This is a genomic window from Micromonospora sp. LZ34 (genome assembly GCF_052981855.1).
In genome coordinates, this window is sequence record NZ_JBRIQN010000021.1 from 76,357 (window position 1) to 101,439 (window position 25,083).

The window sequence follows — 25,083 nt, forward strand, 5'->3', positions numbered from 1 at the left end:
GCAGTGCCTGCATACATGCCTCAACCGTACCTGACCAGCCGGACACCGATGCGGACACCGCGCTGCGGACTGGACCCCTGCGGTCCGGTTGGCTTGCGGGATTATTCGGCCCTCTCCGGGTATCCCGCCGTGTCCTGTCGCGGTGGGACCTGCCACGGCCGTCGCATCGCGGATCGCCCTTTCGTGCGCAGGAGGTGCGGAAGTGCCCATGTTGGCCGCGCTCGACCCTCGGCACACCGTCGCTCCCCCCGGGTACAGCCGGTGGCTCATCCCGCCGGCGGCCCTCGCGGTCCACCTGTGCATCGGGCAGGTCTACGCGACCAGCGTGTACAAGAACTCCCTCATCGCGCGCTTCGACGCCAGTCAGACGGCCATCGGCGTGATCTTCAGCATCGCGATCGTGATGCTCGGTCTCTCGGCGGCGGTCGGCGGCACCTGGGCCGAGCGCAGCGGACCCCGCAAGACCATGTTCACGTCCGCCTGCTTCTGGGCCGCCGGGTTCCTGATCGGGGCGCTCGGCATCGCCACCCGCCAACTCTGGCTGCTCTATCTGGGCTACGGCGTGATCGGCGGTATCGGGCTGGGCATCGGCTACATCTCGCCGGTCTCCACCCTGATCAAGTGGTTCCCGGACCGCCCCGGGCTCGCCACCGGTCTGGCGATCATGGGATTCGGCGGTGGCGCGTTGCTCGCCAGCCCGCTGTCGCGCCAGTTGCTCTCGCTCTACGACCCCGGCTTCGACCCCGCCCGAGCAGGTTCGGTGGCCTCGGGCGGCGCGCTGGTGGGGCTCTTCCTCACGCTCGGTATCGGTTACTTCGTGATCATGATGTTCGGCGTGTTCAACGTGCGGGTGCCCCCGCCCGGCTGGCGCCCGGCCGGCTTCGATCCCGCCTCGGTCGCGCAGAAGCCGCTGGTCACCAGGGCCAGCGTGACCGCGGCGAACGCCATCCGCACACGCTCGTTCTGGGTGCTCTGGATCGTGCTCTTCACCAACGTGACCGCCGGCATCGGCATCCTCGAGCAGGCCGCACCGATGATCCAGGACTTCTTCCGGGACAACGCCGTGTCGGCCGTCTCGGTCGCCGGGGCGGCGGGCTTCGTGGGTCTGCTGTCGCTGTTCAACATGGCCGGGCGCTTCGTGTGGTCGTCGACCTCCGACCTCATCGGCCGTAAGCCGATCTACGTGCTCTACCTCGGCCTCGGCATGGTGCTGTACGCCCTGCTGGCGGCGTTCGGGCAGAACGCCACCTGGTTGTTCGTGCTCCTCGCCGGCATCATCATCTCCTTCTACGGCGGCGGTTTCGCGACCGTTCCCGCCTACCTGCGCGACCTGTTCGGCACCCTTCAGGTCGGCGCCATCCACGGCCGGCTGCTGACCGCCTGGTCCGCCGCGGGCGTGGCCGGGCCGCTGATCGTCAACGGGATCCTCGACACGCAGGGCAAGCCGGGCACGCTCACCGCCTCGGCGTACCGTCCGGCGCTGTTCACCATGGTCGGCGTGCTGGCCGTCGGATTCATCGCCAACCTGCTGGTGCGGCCGGTCCCGGAACGCTTCCACGAACCGGAAACCGGCGGATCCGTACCGGTGGCACCCACTGAGAAGACCGACCCGGTCGCCCTGGGCCCGGAGAGCCGACCCGCGGCACCGGCCGTCGGGACGCAGCGGACCCGGCTCTGGATCTCCTGGGTGCTGGTCAGCGTGTTGCTCGCCTACGGCGTCGTGCAGACCTTGACCACCGCGGCGAAGCTCTTCACCGATTGATCTGCGCCATCACCCGGGACCTGGCGCCTTGCCGGCGTCTGCCACCCTTGGGCGGTGACGACCGGCCACGCCACCAGACGACACACGCGCCGCCACGCCCGCCGACGTCCCGCCCGCTGGGTCCTCGCTCTCGGTGTGCTCGGCACGATCATCGCGCTCGTGGCCCTCGTCGCCGTCGCCGTGGTCGTGGTGCCCGTGCTGCGCCCGCCGGGCCCGCGCCCCCTCTTCCAACTCCCGGTCGCCTGCGGCGAGACCTGGCAGCTCGGCACTTACCCCGGCCACGACGACTACGACGTCGACCTGTTCCCCACCAGGGGCGAGGCGTGGGGGCGGCCGGTGCTCGCCTCCTACGCCGGCACGGTCACCGAGGCGGGCATCAACGGCTCCCTGGGTGGCCGTACCCCCGAGAACCCGGACGGCCCGCGCGGCCGCGGCGGCGGTTACTGGGTGAAGATCGACCACGGTGGCAGGTGGGAGACCCAGTACCTCCACCTGCTCGAACCGCCGCTGGTCGAGGAGGGGCAGCGGGTCGCCCAGGGCGAGCAGATCGGGCGGGTCGGCAGCACCGGCAACTCCGGCGCCCCGCACCTGCACTACGAGCAGCGCCGGGGCTGGGAGAAGGTCGAGACCTACTTCGACGGTGCGCCCTCCGGCATCACGAACGACGACACCGAATACACCGTCACGCGGAAGAGCAACAACTGCGCCTCCGGGCAGCCGTAGCCGCCGTTCACGACGCAAGGTCGTGGGTGACCAACCGGGCGGCCAGGTCCGGATCGTCGTCGGCACGCTCGAGCAGGGCCTCGACCGACCACCGCAGCGGGCCGAGACCTGGCCGCGCGTCGGTGACCTCGAGGTGCAGGCCGAGCTCGAAATGTTCGCAGAAGATCGAGATCTGCCCGACAGGCAGGTGGACCCGCACCGCGTCGAGCAGCCGCAGGGCCAACGTGTCCCGGCGGCCGCGGCGTCGCGGATCGCACTCCCGTAGCGCCGCCGCCACGCCGCGACCGGCAGGGTCGAAGCGTTCGAGCAGCGGCACCAGCGACGGCTGGCCCAGATACCCGGCCGCTTCGAAGGTGCACCCGTCGACGCTCTCCTCGGCGAGCAGGTCGGCCACCATCGGCAGCGCTCGCTGGTCCCGCCGCCGGGCCAGGCCCCGGATGCCCTCCTCGCGCACCGGAGGGTAGCTGTCACCGGTGCGTTCCCACAGGGCCCGGCGCACCGTCCGGCCGTCCGCGGTGCTCTGCCAGCCCAGGCCGAACGTCGCCCAGTTCCGCACCTCCGGGTCAGCGTCACGGCACAGGTCGATCAGCGCGGCCACTCCCGCGTCGTCCGCCCCGTCGGGCATCACCGCCGGCAACGATCTCGCAACCTCCAGACGTACGTCGGCGTCGGCGTCAGCGGCGAAGGCGACCAGCACGGCCGTCCCACGGGCGTCGGTGGTGGCACCCAAGTCGGCGGCCGAGCCCGCGGTTTCGAGTGCCCGGGCGAAGAGCCCTGCCGCCTCGTCCGAATTCACGGCCGGATCCTGCCATGTCAGCCGCCGCGATCGGCGTGTCGTCACGGATTGGCGCCCTGTCCTGCCGGCGTTCCTGCTTTCGAGCGGGGGAGTAGGCGCCAGCGGAGGTGGGCGGTACGCGGAACCGCTCGCCGCGTGCACCGCCGTCGTCCGTCGCCGCGCCGCTGCCCCGAACGCTCGCTCCCGGGATGCCCCCTGGACACTCCCCGGACGGGCCTGTGAAAACGGCGTAAAGAAACCGGCCGTCGCCGTCACGGTCGCGTCAAAGCCCCTGTCCGCCCGGATTCCATGGCGCTTTGATTGCCGGGCGCGACCGGGAGGCGGTCGCGGCGAACTGGTCCGGTATGAGGAGTCGGCGGTGTCTGACGTGATGTTCGTGGTGTTGACGGTGGCGCTGTTCCTGGCGCTCGCCCTGACGGTGCGGGCGGTGGAGAAGCTGTGAGCGTCGTCAACGCCGTCGGCCTGGTGCTGGCGATCGGTCTGGGCGTCTTCATGCTGGTCGCCCTGCTGTTTCCGGAGCGCTTCTGATGACCATGACAACAGCCGGGGTCGTCTTCGTGCTGTCGCTGGTGGTGGTGCTGGCCGCCGTCCACCGGCCGTTCGGCGACCACATGTACCAGGTGGTCTCCGGCACCAGGCAGTCCCGGATCGAGCGGGGGATCTACCGGCTGGTCGGGGTCAATCCGGCCGCCGAGCAGAGCTGGGGCGTCTACGCCCGCAGCGTGCTGGCCTTCTCGGCCGTCTCGATCCTGTTCCTCTACGCGTTCCAGCGGGTGCAGGACAGACTCTGGCTCTCGCTGGGCTTCGACCCGGTGGTGCCGCACGGCGCCTGGAACACCGCGGTGTCGTTCGTGACCAACACCAACTGGCAGTCGTACTCCGGTGAGTCGACCATGGGCCACCTGGTGCAGATGGCCGGCCTGGCGGTGCAGAACTTCGTCAGTGCGGCGGTCGGCATCGCGGTCGCGGTCGCCCTGGTCCGCGGCTTCGCCCGGCACCACACCGAGCACCTCGGCAACTTCTGGGTCGACCTGACCCGGATCACGCTGCGGATCCTGCTGCCGATCGCGGTGCTCGGGGCGATCGTCCTGATGCTCGGCGGGGTGGTGCAGAACCTCTCGGCCGGCACCGAGGTCACCACGCTGACCGGCGACAGCCAGACGATCACCGGCGGGCCGGTGGCCAGCCAGGAAGTGATCAAGGAACTGGGCACCAACGGCGGCGGCTTCTACAACGCCAACAGCGCCCACCCGTTCGAGAACCCGACGGCCTGGACGAACTGGCTGGAGGTCTTCCTGATCCTGCTGATCCCGTTCAGCCTGCCCCGGGTCTTCGGCCGGATGGTCGGCCAGCGCCGGCAGGGGTACGCGATCGTCGCCGTGATGGCCATCCTCGCCCTGGCCAGTGTCACCCTGACCAACGTCTTCGAACTGGCCGGGCACGGCACCGTGCCGCAGGCGGTCGGCGCGGCGCTGGAGGGCAAGGAGGTCCGCTTCGACGTGTCGAACTCGGCGACCTTCGCCGCGGCGACCACGTTGACCTCCACCGGTGCGGTCAACTCGTTCCACGACTCGTACACCGCGCTCGGCGGCATGATGCCGCTGGTCAACATGATGCTCGGCGAGATCGCCCCGGGCGGCGTCGGCGCCGGCCTCTACGGCCTGCTGATCCTCGCGGTGATCACGGTCTTCGTGGCCGGGCTGATGGTCGGCCGGACGCCGGAGTACCTGGGCAAGAAGATCGGCGCCCGGGAGATCAAGTTCGCCTCGATGTACTTCCTGGTCACCCCGGCCCTGGTGCTGACCGGTACGGCGGCCGCGTTCGCCACCGGCAACGCCGCGACCGCGCTCAACGTCGGCCCGCACGGGCTTTCCGAGGTGCTCTACGCGTTCACCTCGGCGAGCAACAACAACGGGTCCGCGTTCGCCGGCATCACCGTGAACACCACCTGGTGGGACACCGCGCTCGGGCTCTGCATGCTGCTCGGCCGGTTCCTGCCGATCATCTTCGTGCTCGCCCTGGCCGGCTCGCTGGCCCGGCAGCAACCCACCCCGACGTCCGAGGGCACCCTGCCGACCCACCGGCCCCTGTTCGTGGGGATGGTCGTCGGCGTCACGGTGGTCCTGGTCGCGCTGACCTTCCTGCCCGCCCTCGCGCTCGGCCCACTGGCCGAAGGGCTCTGATCTCCATGAGGACCGAGAACATGTCCGTCACGTCGGTGACATCCGGGGCCGGCGACGCGCCGACCGCCGGCACACCCGCCATCCAGGGCGATCGGGTGGGCGGCGGCCTGCTCGACCCGAAGCAGCTGTTCCGGTCCCTGCCGGACGCGCTGCGCAAGCTCGACCCGCGCACGCTGTGGCACAACCCGGTGATGCTGATCGTCGAGATCGGCGCCGCCTTCACCACCGTGCTCGCGGTCGCGGACCCGTCCGTGTTCGCCTGGGCCATCACCGTCTGGCTCTGGCTGACGGTGCTCTTCGCCAACCTGGCCGAGGCCGTGGCGGAGGGCCGGGGCAAGGCCCAGGCGGCCACCCTGCGTCAGGCGAAGCGGGACACCATCGCCACCCGTCTGCTCGGCTGGACCCCCGGCGCACCGGCGAACCGCTACCGGGACGAGGCCGTGCCCGCGCCCGAGCTGAGGCAGGGCGACATCGTCCTGGTCGAGGCGGGCGGCATCATCCCGGGGGACGGTGACGTCGTCGAGGGCATCGCCAGCGTCGACGAGTCGGCCATCACCGGCGAGTCCGCTCCGGTGATCCGGGAGTCCGGCGGCGACCGCAGCGCGGTCACCGGCGGCACCCGGGTGCTCTCCGACCGGATCATCGTCAAGATCACCCAAAAGCCCGGGGAGAGCTTCATCGACCGGATGATCGCCCTGGTCGAGGGAGCCAACCGGCAGAAGACGCCGAACGAGATCGCGCTGAACATCCTGCTCGCCGCGCTCACGATCATCTTCCTGCTCGCGGTGGTCACCCTCCAGCCGCTGGCGATCTTCTCGAAGGGTTACCAGGCCGCCGCGCCGGACACCGGCGCGATCACCGACGCCGGCGTCAGCGGCCTGGTGCTGGTCTCCTTGCTGGTCTGCCTGATCCCCACCACGATCGGCGCGCTGCTCTCGGCGATCGGCATCGCCGGCATGGACCGCCTGGTGCAGCGCAACGTGCTCGCGGTGAGCGGTCGCGCGGTCGAGGCGGCCGGCGACGTGAACACCCTGCTGCTGGACAAGACCGGCACCATCACCCTCGGCAACCGGCAGGCCGCCGAGTTCGTCCCGGTCGAGGGGACCCCCGCGGCCGAACTCGCCGACGCCGCGCAGCTCTCCAGCCTGGCCGACGAGACTCCGGAGGGGCGCTCGGTGGTGGTGCTGGCCAAGAACGAGTACGGGCTGCGCGAGCGCGAGCCCGGCGTGATGCCGCACGCGACCTTCGTGCCGTTCACCGCGCAGACCCGCATGAGCGGTGTCGACCTCGGCGCGGGGAGCGTCGACGGTGGGGCCCGCCGGATCCGCAAGGGTGCCGCTGCCGCGGTGATGAAGTGGGTACGCGACAACGGCGGCCACCCGACCGGCCAGGTCGGCGAGATGGTCGATGCGATCAGCGGCACCGGCGGCACCCCGCTGGTGGTCGCCGAGCACCTCGAGGGCCAGCCGGCCCGGGCGCTCGGCGTCATCCACCTCAAGGACGTGGTCAAGTCGGGGATGCGGGAGCGCTTCGACGAGATGCGCCGGATGGGCATCCGGACCGTGATGATCACCGGTGACAATCCGCGGACCGCCAAGGCGATCGCCGACGAGGCGGGGGTGGACGATTTCCTCGCCGAGGCCACGCCGGAGGACAAGCTCGCCCTGATCCGGAAGGAGCAGGAGGGCGGCCGGCTGGTCGCGATGACCGGCGACGGAACCAACGACGCGCCGGCGCTGGCCCAGGCGGACGTCGGGGTGGCGATGAACACCGGCACGTCGGCCGCGAAGGAGGCCGGCAACATGGTCGACCTCGACTCCGACCCGACCAAGCTCATCGAGATCGTGGAGATCGGCAAGCAGCTGCTGATCACCCGCGGCGCGCTGACCACCTTCTCCATCGCCAACGACGTGGCGAAGTACTTCGCGATCATCCCGGCCATGTTCGCCGGCCTCTACCCGAGCCTGGACACGCTGAACATCATGCGGCTGGCCAGCCCGGAGTCGGCGATCCTGTCGGCGGTCATCTTCAACGCCGTGATCATCATCGCGCTCATCCCGCTCGCCCTGCGCGGCGTCCGGTACCGGCCGGCCAGCGCGTCGACGCTGCTCAGCCGCAACCTCTGGCGCTACGGACTGGGCGGCCTCGTCGTGCCGTTCATCGGCATCAAGCTCATCGACCTGCTCATCCAGTTCATCCCGGGGATCTCGTGATGCGTCTACCCAACTGGCTCGCCCAGCACCTCGCCGCCCTGCGGGCCCTGCTCGTCTTCACCGTCCTGCTCGGCCTGATCTACCCGCTCGCCCTGGTCGCCGTGGGCCGGATCCCCGGCCTCGACGGCAAGGCCGACGGGTCCCTCGTCACCGTCGACGGGCGCACCGTCGGCAGCAGCCTGATCGGGCAGTCCTTCACCGACCCGGACGGCAATCCAATCCCGCGCTACTTCCAGAGCCGCCCGTCGGCGGCGGGCGACGGCTACGACCCGACCGCCACCGCGGCCAGCAACCTCGGCCCGGAGAGCGTGGTGGACACCATCGCCACCGACCCGGAGGAGTCCACGCGGAGCCTGCTCACCCAGGTCTGTGCGCGCAGCAAGGCGGTCGGCGAGCTGAACGGCGTGGACGGGCGCCGGCCGTTCTGCACGCCCGACGGCGTCGGCGCGGTGCTCGCGGTGTTCCGCGCCGACGGGCTCACCGGCCCGGTAACCCGGGTGGTGAGCGTCAACCAGACCGCCCCGGCCACCCCGTTCCTCCCCACCTGGCAGGGCGTGCCGGTGGAACTGGCCCGCCCAGGCGAGGACCATGTGGCCGCCGGCGGAATCGTCACCCCGATCCGCGGCGACGCCCCCGCCCGCCCGGCGGTGCCCGCCGACGCGGTCACCGCCAGCGGCAGCGGCCTCGACCCGCAGATCAGCCCGGCGTACGCCGAGCTGCAGGTGAACCGGGTCGCGCGCGAGCGTGGCGCGGACCCGGCGGCGGTCCGCCGGCTGGTCGCCGAGCACACCACCGGCCGGGCGCTCGGCTTCATCGGTGAGCCCGCCGTCACCGTGCTGGACCTCAACCTGGCACTGGACCGGGAGTTCCCCGCCCGCTGAGCGGGGATCGCGCGGGGCGAGGCCAGCCCGGTGGTCTCGCCCCGTACCGTCAGCGCAGGGAGAGGATGGTCCCGTGCCACGAGGAGAGCTGCGCATCTACCTGGGCGCCGCCCCGGGCGTCGGCAAGACGTACGCCATGCTGGAGGAGGCCCACCGGCGGGCGGAGCGGGGCACCGATGTGGTGATCGGGCTGGTCGAGACGCACGGCCGCAAGCACACCGCCGCGATGATCGGCGACCTGGAGCAGGTGCCCCGCCGCGCCGTCGAGTACCGCGGCGCCGAGTTCACGGAGATGGACCTCGACGCGGTCCTCGCCCGGCGGCCGCACGTCGCCGTGGTCGACGAACTGGCACACACCAACGTGCCCGGCTCCCGTAACCCCAAGCGCTGGCAGGACGTCCAGGAGCTGCTCGACGCGGGCATCGACGTGCTCTCCACGGTCAACATCCAGCACCTGGAGTCGGTCAACGACGTGGTCGCGCAGATCACCGGCACCGTTCAGCGGGAGACGGTGCCGGACGAGATCGTCCGGGCCGCCGAGCAGGTCGAACTGGTCGACATGACCCCGGAGGCGCTGCGCCGGCGGATGGCGTACGGCAACATCTACCGGCCTGACAAGATCGACGCGGCGCTGGGCAACTACTTCCGGGTCGGCAACCTCACCGCGCTGCGCGAGCTGGCGCTGCTCTGGCTCGCCGACAAGGTCGACGAGCAGCTCGGCCGCTACCGCAGCCAGCAGGGCATCGCCGAGACCTGGGAGGCCCGCGAGCGGGTGGTCGTCGCGCTGACCGGCGGTGCCGAGGGAGAGACCCTGATCCGGCGGGCGGCCCGGATCGCCGCCCGCGGCAAGGGCGCGGACCTGCTCGCCGTGCACGTGGCCCGCAGCGACGGGCTCGTCGGCGCGGACCCGGCGCACCTCGCCCGGCAGCGGGTGCTGGTGGAGAGCCTCGGCGGGACCTACCACCAGGTCCTCGGCACCGACGTGCCGGCCGCGTTGCTGGACTTCGCCCGCGGCGTCAACGCCACCCAGCTGGTGCTCGGCGCCAGCCGCCGCGGCCGCCTCGCCCAGCTGGTCTCCCGCGGCGTCGGGGTGACCACCATCGCGCGGTCCGGGGCGATCGACGTACACCTGGTCACCCACACCGAGGCTGGCCGCGGACGGCGTGTACCCGACGTGCCGGCGGCGCTCTCCCGGCGCAGGCGGCTGCTCGGCTTCACGCTCGCCCTGCTCGGCCTGCCCCTGCTCACCATGCTGCTGGCGGTGCTGCCCGACCTCACGCTGGCCAGTGACATCCTGCTCTTCCTCGCCGGCGTGGTCGCGGTCGCCTTGGTCGGCGGGCTCTGGCCGGCGCTGGTCGCCGCGCTCGGCGGGTCGTTGCTGCTCAACTGGTATTTCACCCCGCCCTACCACACGCTGACCATCGCCGAGCCGGACAACCTGCTCGCCCTGGCCGTCTTCGTCGGGGTGGCCGTCGCGGTCAGCTGGATCGTGGACGTCGCCGCGCGGCGTACCCGGGAGGCCGCCCGCGCCGCCGCCGACGCGCAGACCCTCGCCACCGTGGCGGGCGGGGTGCTGCGCGGCGGCCGGGCGCTGCCCGCGCTGCTGGACCAGCTCCGGGAAACCTTCGGGCTCCGCGCGGTCAGCGTGCTCGAACTCGCCGAGGAAGCAACCGGGCGGCCGGCCCGGGCCCGGGAGGAACGGGCCTGGTGCGTGGTGGCCAGCGTCGGGGACCGCCCGGCCACCACCCCGGATGCCGGTGAGACGGCCGTGCCGGTCGACGAGCGGATCACCGTCGTGCTCTCCGGCCGCCGGCTGGAGGCCGCCGACCGCCGCCTGGTCGAGGCCTTCGCCGCCCAGGCCGCCGTGGCGCTGCGGCAGGAGCGGTTGGCCGAGGAGGCGGCCACCGCCCGACCCCTCGCCGAGGCCGACCGGATGCGCACCGCGCTGCTCGCCGCGGTGAGCCACGACCTGCGCACCCCGCTCGCCTCGGCCAAGGCGGCCGTCACCAGCCTGCGCAGCCCCGACGTCGAGTTCGACGCGGACGACCGGGCCGAGCTGCTGGCCACCGCCGAGGAGTCGCTGGACCGGCTCGCCCGCCTGGTCGCCAACCTGCTCGACATGAGCCGCCTCCAGGCCGGCGTCCTCGGGCTGCACCCGGCGACCATCGGCCTGGAGGACGCCGTGCCCCGGGCCCTGGACGAACTCGGGCCGCCGTCCGCCGGCGTCGCCACCGACATCCCGGCCCATCTGCCCGCCGTCACCGCCGACCCGGGCCTGCTGGAACGGGTCCTGGTGAACATCGTCGCCAACGCCCTGCGGTACAGCCCGCCCGGCCAGCCGCCCACCGTCACCGCGAGCGCCCACGCCGGCCAGGTCGAGCTGCGCGTCGTCGACACCGGCCCGGGCATTCCCGAGGACCAGTGGGAGCAGGTTTTCCTGCCCTTTCAGCGCTTCGGCGACCGGGACAACCAGACCGGCGTCGGGCTCGGCCTCGCGCTCTCCCGCGGGCTCGCCGAGGCGATGGGGGGCAGTCTCACCCCGGAGGCCACGCCGGGTGGTGGACTGACCATGGTGCTGCGGCTCCCCGCCGCCGGTCACCTGGTGGAGGGACCACAGGAATGACCCGGATCCTGGTCGTCGACGACGAGCCGCAGATCCTGCGCGCCCTGCGGATCAACCTGCGCGCCCGCCGCTACGACGTCGACGTCGCCGACACCGGCGCCGGAGCCCTCAAGGCCGCCGCCAGTCACCCGCCCGACCTGGTCGTCCTCGATCTTGGCCTGCCGGACATCGACGGCGTCGAGGTCATCCGCGGCCTGCGCGGCTGGACCGCCGTGCCGATCATCGTGCTCTCCGGCCGGGCCGGCAGCGAGGACAAGGTCGAGGCACTCGACGCCGGCGCCGACGACTACGTCACCAAGCCGTTCGGCGTCGAGGAACTGCTCGCCCGGATCCGGGCCGTCACCCGACGCCTCGGCACACCGACCGACGCGAGCGCCACGCTGCGGGTGGGGCGGCACACCGTCGATCTCGCCGAGCGTACGGTCCGCCGGGACGACGGCACCGAGGTCAGGCTGACCCCGACCCAGTGGGCGGTGCTGGAGAAGCTGCTCCGGCACCCCGGCAAGCTGGTCAGCCAGCGGCAGTTGCTGCACGACGTGTGGGGACCGGAGTACCAGAACGAGACGAACTACCTACGCCAGTACATGGCCCAACTCCGCCGGAAGCTGGAGGACGATCCGGCCCGCCCCCGGCACCTGATCACCGAACCCGGTATGGGCTACCGCTTCCGCCCCTGACCGCGCCGGCTACGGGGCGCCGACGGTGTCCGAGCCGCTCGGCACCAGGCCATGGCCCTCCCCCGGCGACTGGGCGGCAGCCCGGTGGCGCTCCTGTTTGACCCGGTAGAGCCGCTGGTCGGCGACGGCCATCAGGGCGTCGAGGGTGTCGCCGTCGTACGGCGCGGTGGCCGCGCCGATGCTGACGCCGGTGTGCTGGCGTACCGCCGCGTCGATCCGGGACGCGATCGACGCGGCAATGGACTGTTCGGCGTCGACCAGGACGACGACGAACTCGTCCCCGCCGACCCGGGCGATGGCGTCCTCGACGCGCAGCACGTCCCGTGCCGCCGCCACCGTCCGCCGTAGCAACTCGTCGCCGGCGGCGTGCCCGAGGCGGTCGTTGACGAGTTTGAAGTCGTCCAGATCCAGGCAGAGCAGGGACGGGCCGGGGCGGCAGCCGCCGCGGAAGAGATGGCTGGTGAACTCGGCCAGGCCGCGCCGGTTCAGCGCCCCGGTGAGCGGATCCAGCGCCGCGAGCGCACGGAGTTGGGAACGCTGGCGCGCCAGGCTCCGGGCCTGCGCCGAGCAGACCGAGGCCAGCACGAGCATGCCCGCGACGTGGATGAAGACGTAACCGGGGCGCGTCGGTCCGCCGGTGACGGCGACGACCAGGTAGGACCCGAAGACGAGCAGCTCGAGCGCGATCATCACCCGCAGGTGCGGCGTGTAGTTGGCGACGAACACGGTGGTGGTCACGAAACCCAGTGCGGCCGGCGAGGTGACTCCGCCGTCCCAGTGGGCGCCGAGCGCCGCCGTCAGGAGCGTGATCAGCAGGATCGTGAACGAGAGGCGGTATCCCGACACCTGGGTCGTCACCCGCCGCGCCGCCCACACCCCGACGAGCCCGGACGCCATGCCACCGAGGTAGGCCGCGAGCATGAGGGACCGGTTCGGCTGGTGGAGCGTCACGACGCAGTAGATGACGGCTACCGTGTGCGAGACGGCGTGCAACGCCGCGCCGAGGAGGATCCTTCGGCGACGCTCGTTCACCCGACTGTCCACCGTAGCCACGGCACTCCGCCGACGATCGCAGTGATGTGGTGGCGCGACCGGTCGAGGCGGCCGGGCCGATGGCCCGTGTCGCGGCCGCTCCGGTGGCGCGCCCCACCACCCCGACATTGAATGGTGTGTTTCCGTTCACCGTCAATACCCCGACCGGTAACCTCACCAGCTCGTGTGCGTACCGGTACGCACCGTCGTGGAGCAGCGGAAACGTCCCGGCGCGGTACCGGTGGCGGTCAGGCGATCAGGCAGGTCGACCCGTGAGGTGAACGACACCGGCCGCCCGGTGTCGGCGGTATGGGTGGCCTGTAAGCCGAGGCTCACCGAGGCGTTCGGCGCGATGGTCGCGGTGTAGGAGACGTTGCCTGCGGTCACCGCGCGTTGGACGGCACGTACGTGGCGTTCCAGCGGGGTGGGGCTGGCAGCCGGTCTCCCATGCTGGCCGTGCCCCACCCGGCGGTCGACCGGGACTCGCCGACAAACAATTTTGTCTTGACAGGAAAAGCTGTCGGTGAGAGAGTCATGGCATGTTCGACATCGCAGTGATCGAGGACCCGGCGGCGGCCGAGGCGTCGCTGGACCCGATGCGGGCGCGGCTGCTGGCCGAGCTCGCCGAGCCCGCCTCGGCGACCATGCTCGCGGCCCGGGTCGGCCTGCCCCGGCAGAAGGTCAACTACCACCTTCGGGCGCTCGAGCAGCACGGCCTGATCGAGCTGGTCGAGGAACGCCGCAAGGGCAACGTCACCGAGCGGGTCATGCAGGCCACCGCGGCGTCGTACGTGATCTCGCCGGCGGCCCTCGCCGCGGTGCGGCCCAAGCCGTCCGAGCAGCCCGACCGGCTGTCGGCGCGGTGGCTGCTCGCGGTCGCCGCCCGGCTCGTGCAGGACGTCGGCGCGCTCATCACCGGCGCCGACCGGGCCGGGAAGCGGGTGGCGACGTTCGCGATGGACGCGGAGGTGCGGTTCGCCTCGGCGAGCGACCGGGCCGCGTTCGCCGAGGAACTGGCGTCCACCCTTGCCGCCCTGGTCAGCAGGTACCACGACGAGACGGCACCCGGCGGGCGCGCGCACCGCGTGGTGCTCGCCCTGCACCCCAGCGTCACCCCCACCACCGGCACCGAGCCCGAGGAGTCCTGACATGACCGCCATGACCAGCCCGACCACCGCCGGCGCCCTCCCGACCGGCCGGACCCTGCCGACGACCGCCACGACCCGCCGCCGGCGGCGTGCCCTCGGAGTGGGCGCCGCGGTGGCCGCGAACAGCCTGCTCTTCCTGGCCGCCGGAGCGGCCGGCACGGACTTCCTGCTCACCGCGCCGGGCACCACCCAGGCGCACCAGTTGATCCTGCCGGAGATCGCCGGCTTCAGCCTGTTCTTCGCGCTCCTCGGCTGGGGCACCCTGGCGGTGCTCGAGCGGTACACCCGGCACGCCAGGGTGGTCTGGAGCGTGCTGGCCGGCACCGTGCTGCTCGCCTCGTTCGTGCCGGTCTTCCTCGAGCGGGCCACCGTGGACACCCGGATCATGCTCTGCGTGTCGCACGTCGTGGTTGCCGCGGCCCTGCTGCCGATGCTGCGCCCCGCCGCCGGAGCCCGGGCGACCGCCCGCTGACCGATTTCGCCCGTCGGGCCGCCCGCGACTCCGGGGTACGCCCGACCCCGCCCGGCGGCGCTCCGCGCGCCAGCCGACCAGATCCCGAACCTGATCCACCGCCAACAGACGACGACCGAACACGGAATGAAAGGTGCCGACCATGGGACACGCATTCGAGCTGCAGAAGGACATCGAGCTGGCCGCCACGCCGGAGCAGGTGTGGGAGGCGATCGCCACCGGCCCCGGGATCGACTCCTGGTTCATGGGCCGCAGCGAGGTGGAGCCGGGTGAGGGCAGCCGCACCCGCCACGACATGGCCGGCTTCGTCAGCGAGGCGACGGTCACCGGCTGGGAGCCCGGCAAGCGGTTCGCCTACCGCAGCGACCCGGCGCCGGACGGCACCTTCATGGCCCTCGAATATCTGATCGAGGGTCGTGACCAGGGCAGCACCGTGCTGCGGCTGGTGCAGAGCGGCGTCCTGGGCGACAACTGGGAGACCGAGTACGAGGCGATGAAGGTCGGCTGGGACATGTACCTCGGCACGCTGGCCGCGTACGTGGCCCACTTCGCCGGGCGGACCGGCGCCCCGGTCACCGCCTTCCGGCCCGAGGCCGGCACCCCGGACCAGGTGTGGGCGGCGGTCGGGCGCGCCCTCGGCATCGCCGGCCCGGTCACCGAGGGGGCGCGGGTCCGGTTCACCGTCGACGGACTGCCGCCGGTCGAGGGGGTCGTCGACCTCGCCGGCCTGCCGACCTACCTCGGCGTCCGTACCGACGACGCGCTCTACCGGTTCCTGCACTCCGGCACGGAGCGGGGCAACACCCTGGTGCTCGGCCACCACCTCTTCGCCCCGCAGCAGGACCCGGAGCGCACCGGGCAGACCTGGCAGAACTGGGTGGCCACACTCCCGATCGCCTGACCGGCCGCACCGACGGCGGCCCCGCCACCAACGACGGTGGCGGGGCCGCTGCGGGTCGCCCGAGTCGGCGGGCGCGCACCCGGGAACAGATCCGCCGGTGTTAGGGTTCGTTACGAGTGATCGAGCGAGGGAGACCAGACATGGCAGGTGACGACGACATCTCCGGGTGATACCGGAGGGTCCGGCCACCGGCGGGCGCAGTGAGCGCCGCCGCAGTGGCCATGACGTCGTTCCGCCAGCCCCTGTCTCCTGCTGGGCGGGCCCCGCCACGCCCACGTCACCGCCGAGGTCTCAGATGTCCGACGCCTTCATCGTCTGCTCGAACCTGTCCTTCTCCTGGCCGGACGACACCCCGGTCTTCCAGGAGCTGTCCTTCACCCTGGGTGCCGGCCGTACCGGCCTGGTGGCGCCGAACGGCGCCGGCAAGACCACCCTGCTCAAGCTGATCGCCGGCGAGCTGCGGCCCACCGGCGGCACGGTGACCGTCAACGGGGTGCTCGGCTACCTCCCGCAGAACCTGTCCCTCGTCGGCGACCTGACGGTGGCCGAGGTCCTCGGCATCGACCCGGTGCTGCGGGCGCTGCACGCCATCGAGGCCGGCGACGCCAGCGAGGAGCACTTCACCACGATCGGGAACGACTGGGACGTCGAGGAGCGCACCCGGGCCGAGCTGGACCGGCTCGGCCTCACCGACGTCACGCTCACCCAGCAGCTGCGGACCCTCAGCGGGGGCCAGGTGGTCTCCCTCGGCCTGGCCGCGCAGTTGCTCAAGCGGCCGGACGTGCTGCTGCTCGACGAACCGACCAACAACCTCGACATCGACGCCCGGCACCGGCTCTACGGAGTGCTGGAGCACTTCACCGGCTGCCTGCTGCTGGTCAGCCACGACCGGGCGTTGCTGGACCGGATGGAACGGATCGTCGAACTCGACCGGGGCGAAATCCGCTCCTACGGCGGCAACTACGCCGCGTACGAGGAGGCGGTGCGCGCCGAGCAGGAGGTCGCCGAGAAGAACCTCCGCAACGCCGTCCAGGAGGTCAAGCGGGAGAAGCGGGAGATGCAGCAGGCCCGCGAGCGGGCCGAGCGCAGGGCCAGCAACGCGTCCCGGAACCTGAAGAGCGCCGGCCTGCCGAAGATCGTCGCCGGTGCGATGAAGCGCGGCGCCCAGGAGTCGGCGGGGAAGGCGCGCGAGACACATGCCGCGCGGGTCAGCGAGGCCAGGGCCCGGCTCGACGAGGCGGGTCGCGCCCTGCGCGAGGAACAGAAGATCACGCTGGACCTGCCCGGGACGAACGTCCCGGCCGGGCGCACGGTCTTCCTCGGCGAACGGATGCAGGTCCGCTACGGCGATCGCGCCCTCTTCGCCGGCGACGGCCTCGACCTGACCATCCGGGGGCCCGAGCGGATCGCGCTGACCGGCCCCAACGGCGCCGGCAAGTCGAGCCTGCTGCGCCTGATCACCGGTGACCTGGAGCCGGAGGGCGGTCACACCAGGCGGGCCGAGGGCCGGCTCGCCTACCTGTCCCAGCGACTGGACCTGCTGGATCTGGACCGTACGGTGGCCGAGAACCTGGCCGCGTCCGCTCCGGACCTGCCCGAGGCGCAGCGGATGAACCTGCTCGCCCGCTTCCTGTTCCGCGGCGCCCGGATGCACCTGCCGGTCGGGGTGCTCTCCGGCGGGGAGCGGCTGCGCGCCACCCTGGCCTGCGTCCTGTGCGCCGAACCGGCGCCCCAACTGCTGCTGCTCGACGAGCCGACGAACAACCTGGACCTGGTCAGCGTCGGCCAGCTGGAGAGCGCGCTCAACGCGTACCAGGGCGCGTTCGTGGTGGTCAGCCACGACGAACGGTTCCTGGAGAACATCAGGGTGGACCGCTGGCTGCGGCTCGCCGAGGGCCGGCTGCTGGAGACGGGGGCGCCCGACCGCGACTGAGCGGCGGGCGGGACCCCGCGACGCGCGTGGGCCGGAGCCTCGGGCGAGGCTCCGGCCCACGTCGGTTGTGCGGGCGGTGGTTACGGGACGGGGTATTCCGCGACGTAGACCGGCACGCCGACCCGGGTCGTGTCGGCCGCCGCGCCCAGGCCGTTGACCACATGGTCGATCGTGCCGGCGCTGAGGTTGACGGTCATGATGTGGTGCAGCTTCACGCCCGGGGTCACCGGGACCTCGAAGCCGTTCTCGGTGTGGATCGACGGGTTGTTCTGGTTGAAGACGTAGACGCCGCCGCCGTGGAGGGTGTGGTGTCTCACCCGGTCGCCGACCTTGTAGCCGGCCCAGCCCTCGACGTCGCCGTTCATCCAGTCGGCCTGGGTCGGCGGGTCGTACGGCAGCTCGTTCTGGTACAGGATCGTGGTGCCGTGCTCACCGTTCCAGACCGTGTTGTACCGCTGGAAGTGCTCGACGAAGAGCCCGGTGGCGGTCACGTGGTCGCCGTTGATGACCGCGCCGTACCGGCCGGTGTTGGTCCGCCACCGCTGGGTGTCGCCGTTGACGCCTTCGGTGAAGCCCTCGACGCCGTGGTCGCCGCGCCACACCCAGGTGTGGTCGATGAGGACGTGGTCGCTGTTCACCTCGAGCGCGATGTTCGTCCGGCCGATGTGCGGCCCGCCGACCCGGAAGTAGACGTCGGACAGCGTGATCGGGTTCCACGGCGTGCTGTGGTTCCGGCCGTGCCTGTCGCGCACCCGCAGCAGTACCGGCGACTCGGTCGGGCCGGCGTCGATCGTGACCCCGGCGACGACCACGCCGGGGACGCCGGCGACGTCCAGCGGGACGGACCCGTTCACCGCGGTGAGGGTGGCGTGCCCGAGGCCGAGGACCACCGTGTTCGGCCGCTTGACCTGGATGCTGCGCGCGATGTCGTACACGCCGGGGGTGAGCAGCAGGTGCTTGCCGCGCGCGAGCTGGCTGTTGATGACCCGGACCGGATCGGACGGCTTGGCGATGAAGAAGTCGTCGATCGGGATGGTACGGCCCGGCGTGCTGCCGTCGGCCCAGGAGATGCCCCGGCTGTCGCGCCGTACGGCGGGCACCCGGACCTGGTACCGGTCTTCGCCGTCGACGAAGAGGTAGGGCTTCTCCCGGCTGAGCGGAGTGGTGTCGAGCGTGGTGTACGGCGGATCGGGGAAGCCGGCGTCGTCCGGGGCGCCGACGACGCCGCTGAAGACCTGGTTCCACACGGCGTTGGACCAGCCGGCCACTTCGCTGTTGCGGGTCAGCCACTGCTGCTGGGAGCCGTTGGTGGTGGCGGGCAGCCGCGAGTCGGCGATGAAGCCGCCGCTGGCGTACTGCGGGCCCGCGGTGCAGTAGTCCATCAGCGACAGGTTGCCGCCGTCGATGTCGAGACGGCGCATGGACACCGCCTGGGACACGGCCCAGAAGTTCGCCGAGGACCGGCAGCCGTCCTGGCCGGCGGCGTCGATGTGGATGGACAGGTTGGACAGGGTGCGCCAGAAGTTGACCAGCGCGAGGCAGTTGCCGGTGCCGCCGGCTTCCAGGCAGCGGTTGTAGACCTCGACCTTGCCGTTGATGTCGACGTCGGTGGGCGCGGCCCCCAGACCGGAGACCTCGGTGTAGTAGCCGACCTTGACCTGCAACGGCTGCTCCGCCGTGCCGTAGCTGCCCGGCTTGAACAGGTAGGCGTGCCGCGCGGTGCCCATCTCGTTGTCGACCTGCCGGGCGTGCGCGGCGTCCAGCGTGGCCTGGATCTCGCCGACCGGCATGCCCGGGTCGAAGATCGTGACGTTGGGCCCGAAGTCCGGCGTGCCGGGCCGGGCCGGGCCGGCGGTGGCGGCGGTGCCCGTCGTGGTGGCGGTGGTCGCCAGCACGAGCCCGAGCAGCAGCGCCCGGCCGCCGAGTCGCCGCCGCACGCCACGGGGATGCGTCGTCATACGGTTCGTCCTCTCCGCTGGCCGGCACCTGCGCCGGGCACAGCGACGTGGGGTGGGTAGGAGACCTGCCACATCGGACGGGCGGGACAGCGCGCCTGTGAGAGCGCTCTCCCGCTCGTCTCACTTGTATCACGTCGTGAAAGAAGGGAGTGGCTTGTTTCTACCCTGTGAACCCGCTCGCCCGCTACCGGCGAGCATCGATTTTTACGTCCCGGCCGGTCGCGGTACGCACGGGCGCGGGGGTGACGACGCGGCGCGTCGCCACCCCGCGCGGGGTGTCGGGTGTCAGGAGGCGGTGCAGGACCGGACCTGGGGGCGGGTCCAGTTGCCGTTGGCCATGGTGGTGAAGCCGAAGACGTTGCCGCTGCCGTTCGACCTCATGGTCATGACGTTGCCGCTGGTGTCCCAGCTCGGGGTGCCGTTCCAGGTCGACGAGATCTTCTGCGGCGGGGTCACGGCGACGACGACGGTCCAGTTGCTGGCGCCGCTGACGCTGACCTCGCTGTTGAACCGGTCGCTCCACCGGGTGCCGTCGCGCAGGGTGGCGGTGCAGCTGCCGCCGCCGGGTGGCGGGGTGGTCGGCCCGGTGGTCGGCGGGTTGGTGGGCGGGGTGGTGCCGCCGTTGAGGGCGGCGAGGACGGCGTCGTACGCCGGCTTCTTGGCGCCGCTGCTGGTGAACAGCAGCGGGTTCTGGTCGGCCCGCCATGAGTCGCTGTCCCGGATGCCCCAGACGGTGATGCCGGTGCAGCGGGAGACGGCCAGGCAGTCGTTGACCACGTTGCGGTACGTGTCGGCCGGGGCGTTCTGGATGTCCAGCTCGGTGATCTGCACGTCGACGCCGAGCGCGGCGAAGCTGGACAGCGTGGTGCGGTAGTTGCTCGGGTACGGCGAGCCGCTGTTGAAGTGCGACTGGAGGCCGACACAGTCGATGGGTACGCCGCGCTGCTTGAAGTCGCGGACCATGGTGTAGACGGCCTGGGTCTTGGCGTGCGTCCAGTTGTCGGTGTTGTAGTCGTTGTAGCAGAGCTTGGCACCGGGATCGGCGGCGCGGGCGGCCCGGAACGCGGCCTCGATCCAGTCGTTGCCGGTGCGCTGCAGGTTGGAGTCCCGCCGGGCGCCGGTGCTGCCGTCGGCGAACGCCTCGTTCACCACGTCCCAGGCCACGACCTGGCCCCGGAAGTGGGTGGCCACCTGGGTGACGTGGTTGAGCATCGCCTGCCGCAGCGCGCTGCCGCTCATGTTCTGCATCCAGCCGGGCTGCTGGGAGTGCCAGGCCAGGGTGTGGCCGCGCACGCTCATCCCGCGGCTGCGGGCGTGGCTGACGATCCGGTCCGCGTTGCTGTAGGTGAACTGGCCCTGCTGCGGCTCGGTGGCGTCGATCTTCATTTCGTTCTCGGGCGTCACCGAGTTGAACTCGCGGTTCAGGATCGTGGTGTAGGTGCTGTCGCTGAGCTTGTTGGCCGCCACGGCGGTGCCGAAGTACCGGCCCCGCTCCGCCGCGGACGCGCCCAGCGTGGTGCCGGCGCTGGCCGAGACGGGCAGGACCACGGCACCGGCCGCGGCGAGGAGGCCAACGGTGGCGAGGACGAGGGCGCCCCGCGTCCGGGAGGTCGATTTCGGACGGTTGTCCCTCTGGCAGCTGTCGAACATTTCTGCCCCTTCTGTCGGGAGGTCGGACCGGGCTGGTGGGGCGCCGGCCGGGTGTGGTGGGCGGTGCGGCGAGTCGAGGCCGGTCGGCTGGAGACGACTGCGGGGAAGCGACTTCCGGCATCGATCCGGATAGATGTGGAGTATTGCAGTGACCCCGGCTGGCAGCAACAATTTCCGGAAAACTAACGAGAGTTAAGCGAAGGCGGAAGCCTCTGCTATGGAGTGGAAGTCCAGGCCAGAACGACATACGCCAGCTTCGCTGCGGTCGGGCCGATCCAAGCTAGACGATCATCGAGAGACGTTGCCCCCGGATATTCCGGGGGTGTTCCGCAACAGTCGTTTGGGTGTGGCGGGTGCCGTCGCGGTCGGCGTCGGCCGGCTCGCGCCGGGCCGGAGCCGAACCGGTGGCCGTGATTTGCCGGATGGTCAGCTGGTGGCGGCCCGCTCCGTAGAATCGCTGGAGTGCCGCAGATTGTGCAGTTGCTGGCCTCGCCGGTGCATCGCTACCTGGGTCGGCCCGCCGACGGCCCGGCACCGGCCCCGCCCGGCGAACTGGTCGAGGAGATCCAGGTCCGCGCCGGCCTCGGCGTCGTGGGCGACCGATACTTCGGCAAGCCGGCGCACCGCGAGGCGAGCGTGACCGTGATCGCGCAGGAGTCGCTGCCGCCCGGCGTCGACCTGGTGCAGGTCCGGCGCAACGTCCTCACCGCCGGGATCGCCGTGGACGAGCTGATCGGCGCCGTGCTGGTGCTGGATTCGGGGGCCGGGCCGGTGAGCCTGCGGGTCAACCGCCCGGCGAATCCCTGCGCCTGGATGGACGTCGCCATCGGCCCCGGCGCCTGGAAGGCGCTGCGTCGCAGGGGCGGGATCCGCTGCACGCCACTGACCGACGGCACCCTGCGCGTCGGCCCGGTCGACGTGACCGTCAGCCGGTAGCCGGTAGCCGGTAGCCGGTAGCCGGTAGCCGGTAGCCGACAGCCAGGCCTGCCCCAGCCGCGCGGCGGCGGCCGGAGAAAATCCTCCGGGCGATGTCGAGGACGGCATCGTCGGTGTCGACCGTCGGGTAGAGGCCCGCCCGGCTGCCGGCGGGCCGACGAGACGAAGGAGTGGATCGATGACGAAGGTCACGACCGGGGCCACCATGTCGCTCGACGGCTACATCGCCGACCCGTCGCACGGCGGGTTCGAGTACCTCTTCCAGTGGTACGGCAACGGCGACGTAGAGACGCCCACGGCGAACCCCGAGATGACGTTGCGCACCTCGGCGGCGAGCGCCCAGCACCTGCGCGAGCTGACCGAACGCACGGGCGCCCTGGTCGTCGGCCGGCGGCTGTTCGACATGACCAGCGGCTGGGGTGGCCGGCACCCGATGGACGTGCCCGTGGTCGTCGTCACGCACTCGGTGCCCGACGGATGGGAGCCGGAGAACGACTCGTTCGTGTTCGTCACCGACGGCATCGAGAGCGCGATCGCCCGGGCGAAGGCCATCGCCGGTGACAAGGAGGTCGGGATCAACGGCGGCACCATCGCGGCGCAGGTGCTTGAGGCCGGCCTGCTCGACGAGGTCCACGTCGACCTCGTGCCGGTCCTGCTCGGCGACGGCATCCCGCTCTTCGCCGGGTTGAAGATCGCACCTCGCCAGCTTGACGGGCCCACCCGGGTCGTCGAGGGCGACGGCGTCACCCACCTGGCCTACCGGGTACGCAAGGCAGGCTGACCGGGGGTGGCCGGTCCGGCCCCGGGCCGGCCGCCCGTCGTCGACCGGCGCGGACCGGACCGGCTCGCCAGGCTCCGGCCGGCGACCACCGCTAGCCAGGCCGGACGCTGAGCGGAACGTCCCGCAGGTGGGGCACCTCCTGCCGGCGCGGCTCCCGGGTCAGCGTCGCGGTGAACTCCTCCGGCCGGACCTCGAGGTACGGCGCGGCCTCGGCATCGGGGTAGCCGCCCGCGGCCACGGCGGCCGGGGCGGGACACTGCTTCTCCGGGCGCACCTGGATGACCTGCCCGGGACGGACCAGGTACGAGGGCTGGTTGACCTTGCCCCCGTCCAGCGTGAACGTGTTGTTCGAGATCAGGTGGCGGGCCTCGTTGACGGTACGGGCGAAGCCGGCCCGGTGCACCAGCGCGTCCAGCCGCTGCTCCAACTGCCCGGCCAGGTTCTCCGAAGCGTCGCCGGGCTGCCCGGCGGCCGTCACCAGCGCCCGGACCAGTTGCCGCTCGCGCAGGTCGTACGCGGCTCGGAGCCGGTGCCGCTCGGCGTCGGGCAGCCGGTAGCCGCGCGGGGCGCGCCGCGGCCCGCCGCGGACCCCGATCGGGTGCTGCTGCCGGCGCAGGCGGTATCCCCAGGCCGGCTTGAGCGGTACGTCGTCAGTCGGCGCGATGTTGACCCTGGTCCGCAGCGTCATGGTGCCCTCCCTCGGCTCTCTGGCCCATCACCCTGCCGCCGAGCCGGGTGAGCCGTCCCCACCCGATAGGGGTGATCCGGTCAGGCGCGCCCGGCGCCGACCGGACCGGGATCGACGAGGACGCCGGGGTTGAGCACCCAGGACGGGTCGAGCGCGGCCTTCGCGGCGCGCAGCGCGAGCGCGACCGGCTCCGGGCGTTGCCGGTCGTACCAGGGCCGGTGGTCGCGGCCGACGGCGTGGTGGTGGGTGATGGTGCCGCCGGCGGCGAGCAGGGCTTCCGAGACGGCGTCCTTGATCTGGTCCCACTGGGCGAGCGTGGCGCCCCACCGGCCGGTGGCGTAGACCCCGAAGTAGGGGGCCGGCCCGTCCGGGTAGACGTGGGTGAACCGGCAGGTGACGACGCCGGTCGCGCCGACCTCGCGCAGCGCCGCGCCGGCCGCGTCGAGCACCGCGGCGCGCAGCGCGGGATACCGGTCCCAGGTGCACGCCGTCTCGAAGGTCTCCACGATCATCGACCGGGCGGCGAGCGCGTCGCGCTGGTACGGCATCCGCAGGAACGAGGAGCGCCAGGTGTCCACGGCCCCGGGCCGCCGGGGGCCGGACGCCTCGCCGTGCCGGGGCGGGTCCGGAAGCGTGCCGCCGTGGTCGCGGCACAGCTCGACGGCCCGGTCCAGCCGGGACCCGACCGGGTGGTCGGCGGACTCGAAGCCGAGCACGAGCACCCCGCCGGTGCTGGCGGCGCCGGCGTTGAGCAGCGCCTCCGCCGGGTCGAGCAGCCGGCAGTTGCTCGGCTGCAGCCCGGACTGGGCGATCGCCCGGGTGGCCGCCACCGCCGCGTCGTGGTCGTCGAAGTGCACCGCCGCGTCCGCCCGCCAGCGCGGCCGGTCCTGCAGGCGCAGCCACGCCTCGGTGATGACGCCGAGCGCGCCCTCCGAACCGAGGAAGAGCCGGTCGGGTGACGGTCCCGCGCCCGAGCCGGGCAGCCGGCGCGACTCGCTGGTGCCGGCGGGGGTGACCACCCGCAGCGACTCCACCAGGTCGTCGATGTGGGTGAGGACGGTCGCGTAGTGCCCGCCGGCCCGGGTGGCCAGCCAGCCGCCGAGCGTGGAGAACTCGAACGACTGCGGGAAGTGCCGCAGCGTGAGGTCGTGCCGGCGGAGCTGGTCCTCCAGCGCCGGGCCGAACACCCCGGCCTGGATGCGCGCCGCCCGGCTGGTCCGGTCGACCTCCAGCACCCGGTCGAGGTGGCCGAGGTCGAGACTGACCGTGGCCGGGTAGCCGTCGCCCACCCGCGGTTCGACGCCGCCGACCACGGACGAGCCGCCGCCGTAGGGGATCACCGCGACCCCGGCCCGCGCGCACCAGTCCAGCACGTCGACGACGTCCGGTTCGGACGCCGGACGGACGACCAGGTCCGGCGGGTGCCGGACGTCGCCGTGCAGGTTCCGGACGACGTCCCGGAACGCCTTGCCGTGCGCGTGCGCGGCCCGGTCGGTCGCGTCGGTCGAGCAGAGGTGGGCCAGCGCCGCGGGCGGGGCGACCCGCGGCGGTCGCAGGCCCAGCTCGGCCACCGGCGGCGGGGTGTGCGCGGTCAGGTCGGCGTCGGGCAGCAGGGTGCGCACCCGGTCGGTGAGCGCCGCGGCCTCCGCGCCGGTCACCGCGTTCTCGACGTGCCCCCAGCCCCACCACGAACGGTGCTTCCCGGCCATCCGGCCTCCCCGCCGTC

21 protein-coding genes are annotated in these 25,083 nt (G+C 72.2%); 14 read left to right on the forward strand and 7 right to left on the reverse strand.

Features of this window, described 5'->3' with window-relative positions; all coding sequences use genetic code 11:
• Window positions 1–208: 208 nt before the first annotated feature.
• A complete protein-coding gene (locus ACVCAH_RS21995; RefSeq protein WP_447138108.1) occupies window positions 209–1,762 on the forward strand; it encodes an OFA family MFS transporter in 1,554 nt (517 codons plus the stop codon).
• Between the two features lie 54 nt (window positions 1,763–1,816).
• Window positions 1,817–2,485: a M23 family metallopeptidase gene (locus tag ACVCAH_RS22000; protein WP_447138064.1), complete on the forward strand. Its 669-nt coding sequence runs from the start codon at window positions 1,817–1,819 to the stop codon at window positions 2,483–2,485.
• A 7-nt stretch (window positions 2,486–2,492) separates the two neighbouring features.
• Here the strand turns inward: ACVCAH_RS22000 and ACVCAH_RS22005 are convergent, their stop codons facing one another.
• Window positions 2,493–3,281, reverse strand: coding sequence for a HEAT repeat domain-containing protein (locus ACVCAH_RS22005; RefSeq protein WP_447138065.1), 789 nt, complete (start codon window positions 3,279–3,281; stop codon window positions 2,493–2,495).
• A 438-nt stretch (window positions 3,282–3,719) separates the two neighbouring features.
• On the opposite strand from ACVCAH_RS22005, the gene kdpF reads away from it, so the two are divergent.
• From kdpF to ACVCAH_RS22035, 6 genes are all read left to right on the forward strand, one after another.
• Entirely contained in the window at window positions 3,720–3,809 is a 90-nt protein-coding gene (kdpF, locus tag ACVCAH_RS22010) for a K(+)-transporting ATPase subunit F (RefSeq protein ID WP_447138066.1), read from the forward strand.
• Window positions 3,809–5,464 carry a potassium-transporting ATPase subunit KdpA gene (gene kdpA / locus ACVCAH_RS22015; protein WP_447138067.1) on the forward strand — a complete coding sequence of 552 codons (1,656 nt, stop codon included), beginning with the start codon at window positions 3,809–3,811 and terminating at the stop codon, window positions 5,462–5,464. The genes kdpF and kdpA overlap by 1 nt, the downstream gene beginning before the upstream one ends.
• 20 nt (window positions 5,465–5,484) lie before the next feature.
• Window positions 5,485–7,677 (forward strand): potassium-transporting ATPase subunit KdpB, encoded by a 2,193-nt coding sequence (gene kdpB, locus ACVCAH_RS22020; RefSeq protein ID WP_447138068.1) that lies wholly within the window; start codon window positions 5,485–5,487, stop codon window positions 7,675–7,677.
• Entirely contained in the window at window positions 7,677–8,558 is an 882-nt protein-coding gene (locus tag ACVCAH_RS22025) for a potassium-transporting ATPase subunit C (protein WP_447138069.1), read from the forward strand. The genes kdpB and ACVCAH_RS22025 overlap by 1 nt, the downstream gene beginning before the upstream one ends.
• Window positions 8,559–8,631: 73 nt before the next feature.
• The gene (locus ACVCAH_RS22030) at window positions 8,632–11,181 is read left to right on the forward strand and encodes a DUF4118 domain-containing protein (RefSeq protein WP_447138070.1); all 2,550 of its coding nucleotides are present in this window, start codon (window positions 8,632–8,634) and stop codon (window positions 11,179–11,181) included.
• Complete coding sequence (locus tag ACVCAH_RS22035) at window positions 11,178–11,858, forward strand: response regulator (RefSeq protein ID WP_447138071.1); 681 nt, start codon at window positions 11,178–11,180, stop codon at window positions 11,856–11,858. Before ACVCAH_RS22030 ends, ACVCAH_RS22035 begins: the two co-directional genes overlap by 4 nt.
• Before the next feature lie 9 nt (window positions 11,859–11,867).
• Here the strand turns inward: ACVCAH_RS22035 and ACVCAH_RS22040 are convergent, their stop codons facing one another.
• Window positions 11,868–12,890, reverse strand: a complete 1,023-nt coding sequence (locus tag ACVCAH_RS22040; protein WP_447138072.1) for a GGDEF domain-containing protein — start codon at window positions 12,888–12,890, stop codon at window positions 11,868–11,870.
• Between the two features lie 174 nt (window positions 12,891–13,064).
• Entirely contained in the window at window positions 13,065–13,277 is a 213-nt protein-coding gene (locus tag ACVCAH_RS22045) for a hypothetical protein (protein ID WP_447138073.1), read from the reverse strand.
• A 152-nt stretch (window positions 13,278–13,429) separates the two neighbouring features.
• Here ACVCAH_RS22045 and ACVCAH_RS22050 point away from each other — a divergent pair, with 152 nt between their 5' ends.
• The 4 genes from ACVCAH_RS22050 (at window position 13,430) to abc-f (ending at window position 17,344) form a co-directional block, all read left to right on the forward strand.
• Window positions 13,430–14,038, forward strand: a complete 609-nt coding sequence (locus ACVCAH_RS22050) for an ArsR/SmtB family transcription factor (RefSeq protein ID WP_447138074.1) — start codon at window positions 13,430–13,432, stop codon at window positions 14,036–14,038.
• A 1-nt stretch (window position 14,039) separates the two neighbouring features.
• Window positions 14,040–14,510 (forward strand): DUF6069 family protein, encoded by a 471-nt coding sequence (locus ACVCAH_RS22055; protein ID WP_447138075.1) that lies wholly within the window; start codon window positions 14,040–14,042, stop codon window positions 14,508–14,510.
• Between the two features lie 142 nt (window positions 14,511–14,652).
• Complete coding sequence (locus ACVCAH_RS22060; protein ID WP_447138076.1) at window positions 14,653–15,411, forward strand: SRPBCC family protein; 759 nt, start codon at window positions 14,653–14,655, stop codon at window positions 15,409–15,411.
• A gap of 295 nt (window positions 15,412–15,706) precedes the next feature.
• Window positions 15,707–17,344, forward strand: coding sequence for a ribosomal protection-like ABC-F family protein (gene abc-f / locus ACVCAH_RS22065; RefSeq protein ID WP_447138077.1), 1,638 nt, complete (start codon window positions 15,707–15,709; stop codon window positions 17,342–17,344).
• An 80-nt stretch (window positions 17,345–17,424) separates the two neighbouring features.
• On the opposite strand, the gene ACVCAH_RS22070 is transcribed toward abc-f, so the two are convergent.
• Together ACVCAH_RS22070 and ACVCAH_RS22075 are read right to left on the reverse strand one after the other, a co-directional pair.
• A complete protein-coding gene (locus ACVCAH_RS22070; RefSeq protein WP_447138078.1) occupies window positions 17,425–19,302 on the reverse strand; it encodes an adenylyl cyclase in 1,878 nt (625 codons plus the stop codon).
• A 285-nt stretch (window positions 19,303–19,587) separates the two neighbouring features.
• Entirely contained in the window at window positions 19,588–20,952 is a 1,365-nt protein-coding gene (locus tag ACVCAH_RS22075; protein WP_447138079.1) for an endo-1,4-beta-xylanase, read from the reverse strand.
• A 462-nt stretch (window positions 20,953–21,414) separates the two neighbouring features.
• Here ACVCAH_RS22075 and ACVCAH_RS22080 point away from each other — a divergent pair, with 462 nt between their 5' ends.
• Complete coding sequence (locus ACVCAH_RS22080) at window positions 21,415–21,888, forward strand: molybdenum cofactor biosysynthesis protein (protein ID WP_447138080.1); 474 nt, start codon at window positions 21,415–21,417, stop codon at window positions 21,886–21,888.
• A gap of 178 nt (window positions 21,889–22,066) precedes the next feature.
• Complete coding sequence (locus ACVCAH_RS22085; RefSeq protein WP_447138081.1) at window positions 22,067–22,669, forward strand: dihydrofolate reductase family protein; 603 nt, start codon at window positions 22,067–22,069, stop codon at window positions 22,667–22,669.
• A gap of 91 nt (window positions 22,670–22,760) precedes the next feature.
• Here ACVCAH_RS22085 and rpsD read toward each other — a convergent pair whose 3' ends face one another.
• Together rpsD and ACVCAH_RS22095 are read right to left on the reverse strand one after the other, a co-directional pair.
• Window positions 22,761–23,357, reverse strand: a complete 597-nt coding sequence (gene rpsD, locus ACVCAH_RS22090; protein WP_447138082.1) for a 30S ribosomal protein S4 — start codon at window positions 23,355–23,357, stop codon at window positions 22,761–22,763.
• An 80-nt stretch (window positions 23,358–23,437) separates the two neighbouring features.
• Window positions 23,438–25,066 carry an FAD-binding oxidoreductase gene (locus ACVCAH_RS22095; RefSeq protein WP_447138083.1) on the reverse strand — a complete coding sequence of 543 codons (1,629 nt, stop codon included), beginning with the start codon at window positions 25,064–25,066 and terminating at the stop codon, window positions 23,438–23,440.
• Window positions 25,067–25,083: the final 17 nt, after the last annotated feature.

Bases quoted from the DNA above. Each gene is read 5' to 3' on its own strand.
- ACVCAH_RS21995 (WP_447138108.1), top strand. From the start codon at position 209: ATGTTGGCCGCGCTCGACCCTCGGCACACCGTCGCTCCCCCCGGGTAC.
- kdpA (WP_447138067.1), top strand. From the start codon at position 3,809: ATGACCATGACAACAGCCGGGGTCGTCTTCGTGCTGTCGCTGGTGGTG.
- kdpB (WP_447138068.1), top strand. From the start codon at position 5,485: ATGTCCGTCACGTCGGTGACATCCGGGGCCGGCGACGCGCCGACCGCC.
- ACVCAH_RS22025 (WP_447138069.1), top strand. From the start codon at position 7,677: ATGCGTCTACCCAACTGGCTCGCCCAGCACCTCGCCGCCCTGCGGGCC.
- ACVCAH_RS22035 (WP_447138071.1), top strand. From the start codon at position 11,178: ATGACCCGGATCCTGGTCGTCGACGACGAGCCGCAGATCCTGCGCGCC.
- ACVCAH_RS22050 (WP_447138074.1), top strand. From the start codon at position 13,430: ATGTTCGACATCGCAGTGATCGAGGACCCGGCGGCGGCCGAGGCGTCG.
- ACVCAH_RS22055 (WP_447138075.1), top strand. From the start codon at position 14,040: ATGACCGCCATGACCAGCCCGACCACCGCCGGCGCCCTCCCGACCGGC.
- ACVCAH_RS22060 (WP_447138076.1), top strand. From the start codon at position 14,653: ATGGGACACGCATTCGAGCTGCAGAAGGACATCGAGCTGGCCGCCACG.
- abc-f (WP_447138077.1), top strand. From the start codon at position 15,707: ATGTCCGACGCCTTCATCGTCTGCTCGAACCTGTCCTTCTCCTGGCCG.
- ACVCAH_RS22070 (WP_447138078.1), bottom strand. From the start codon at position 19,302: ATGACGACGCATCCCCGTGGCGTGCGGCGGCGACTCGGCGGCCGGGCG.
- ACVCAH_RS22075 (WP_447138079.1), bottom strand. From the start codon at position 20,952: ATGTTCGACAGCTGCCAGAGGGACAACCGTCCGAAATCGACCTCCCGG.
- ACVCAH_RS22085 (WP_447138081.1), top strand. From the start codon at position 22,067: ATGACGAAGGTCACGACCGGGGCCACCATGTCGCTCGACGGCTACATC.
- rpsD (WP_447138082.1), bottom strand. From the start codon at position 23,357: ATGACGCTGCGGACCAGGGTCAACATCGCGCCGACTGACGACGTACCG.
- ACVCAH_RS22095 (WP_447138083.1), bottom strand. From the start codon at position 25,066: ATGGCCGGGAAGCACCGTTCGTGGTGGGGCTGGGGGCACGTCGAGAAC.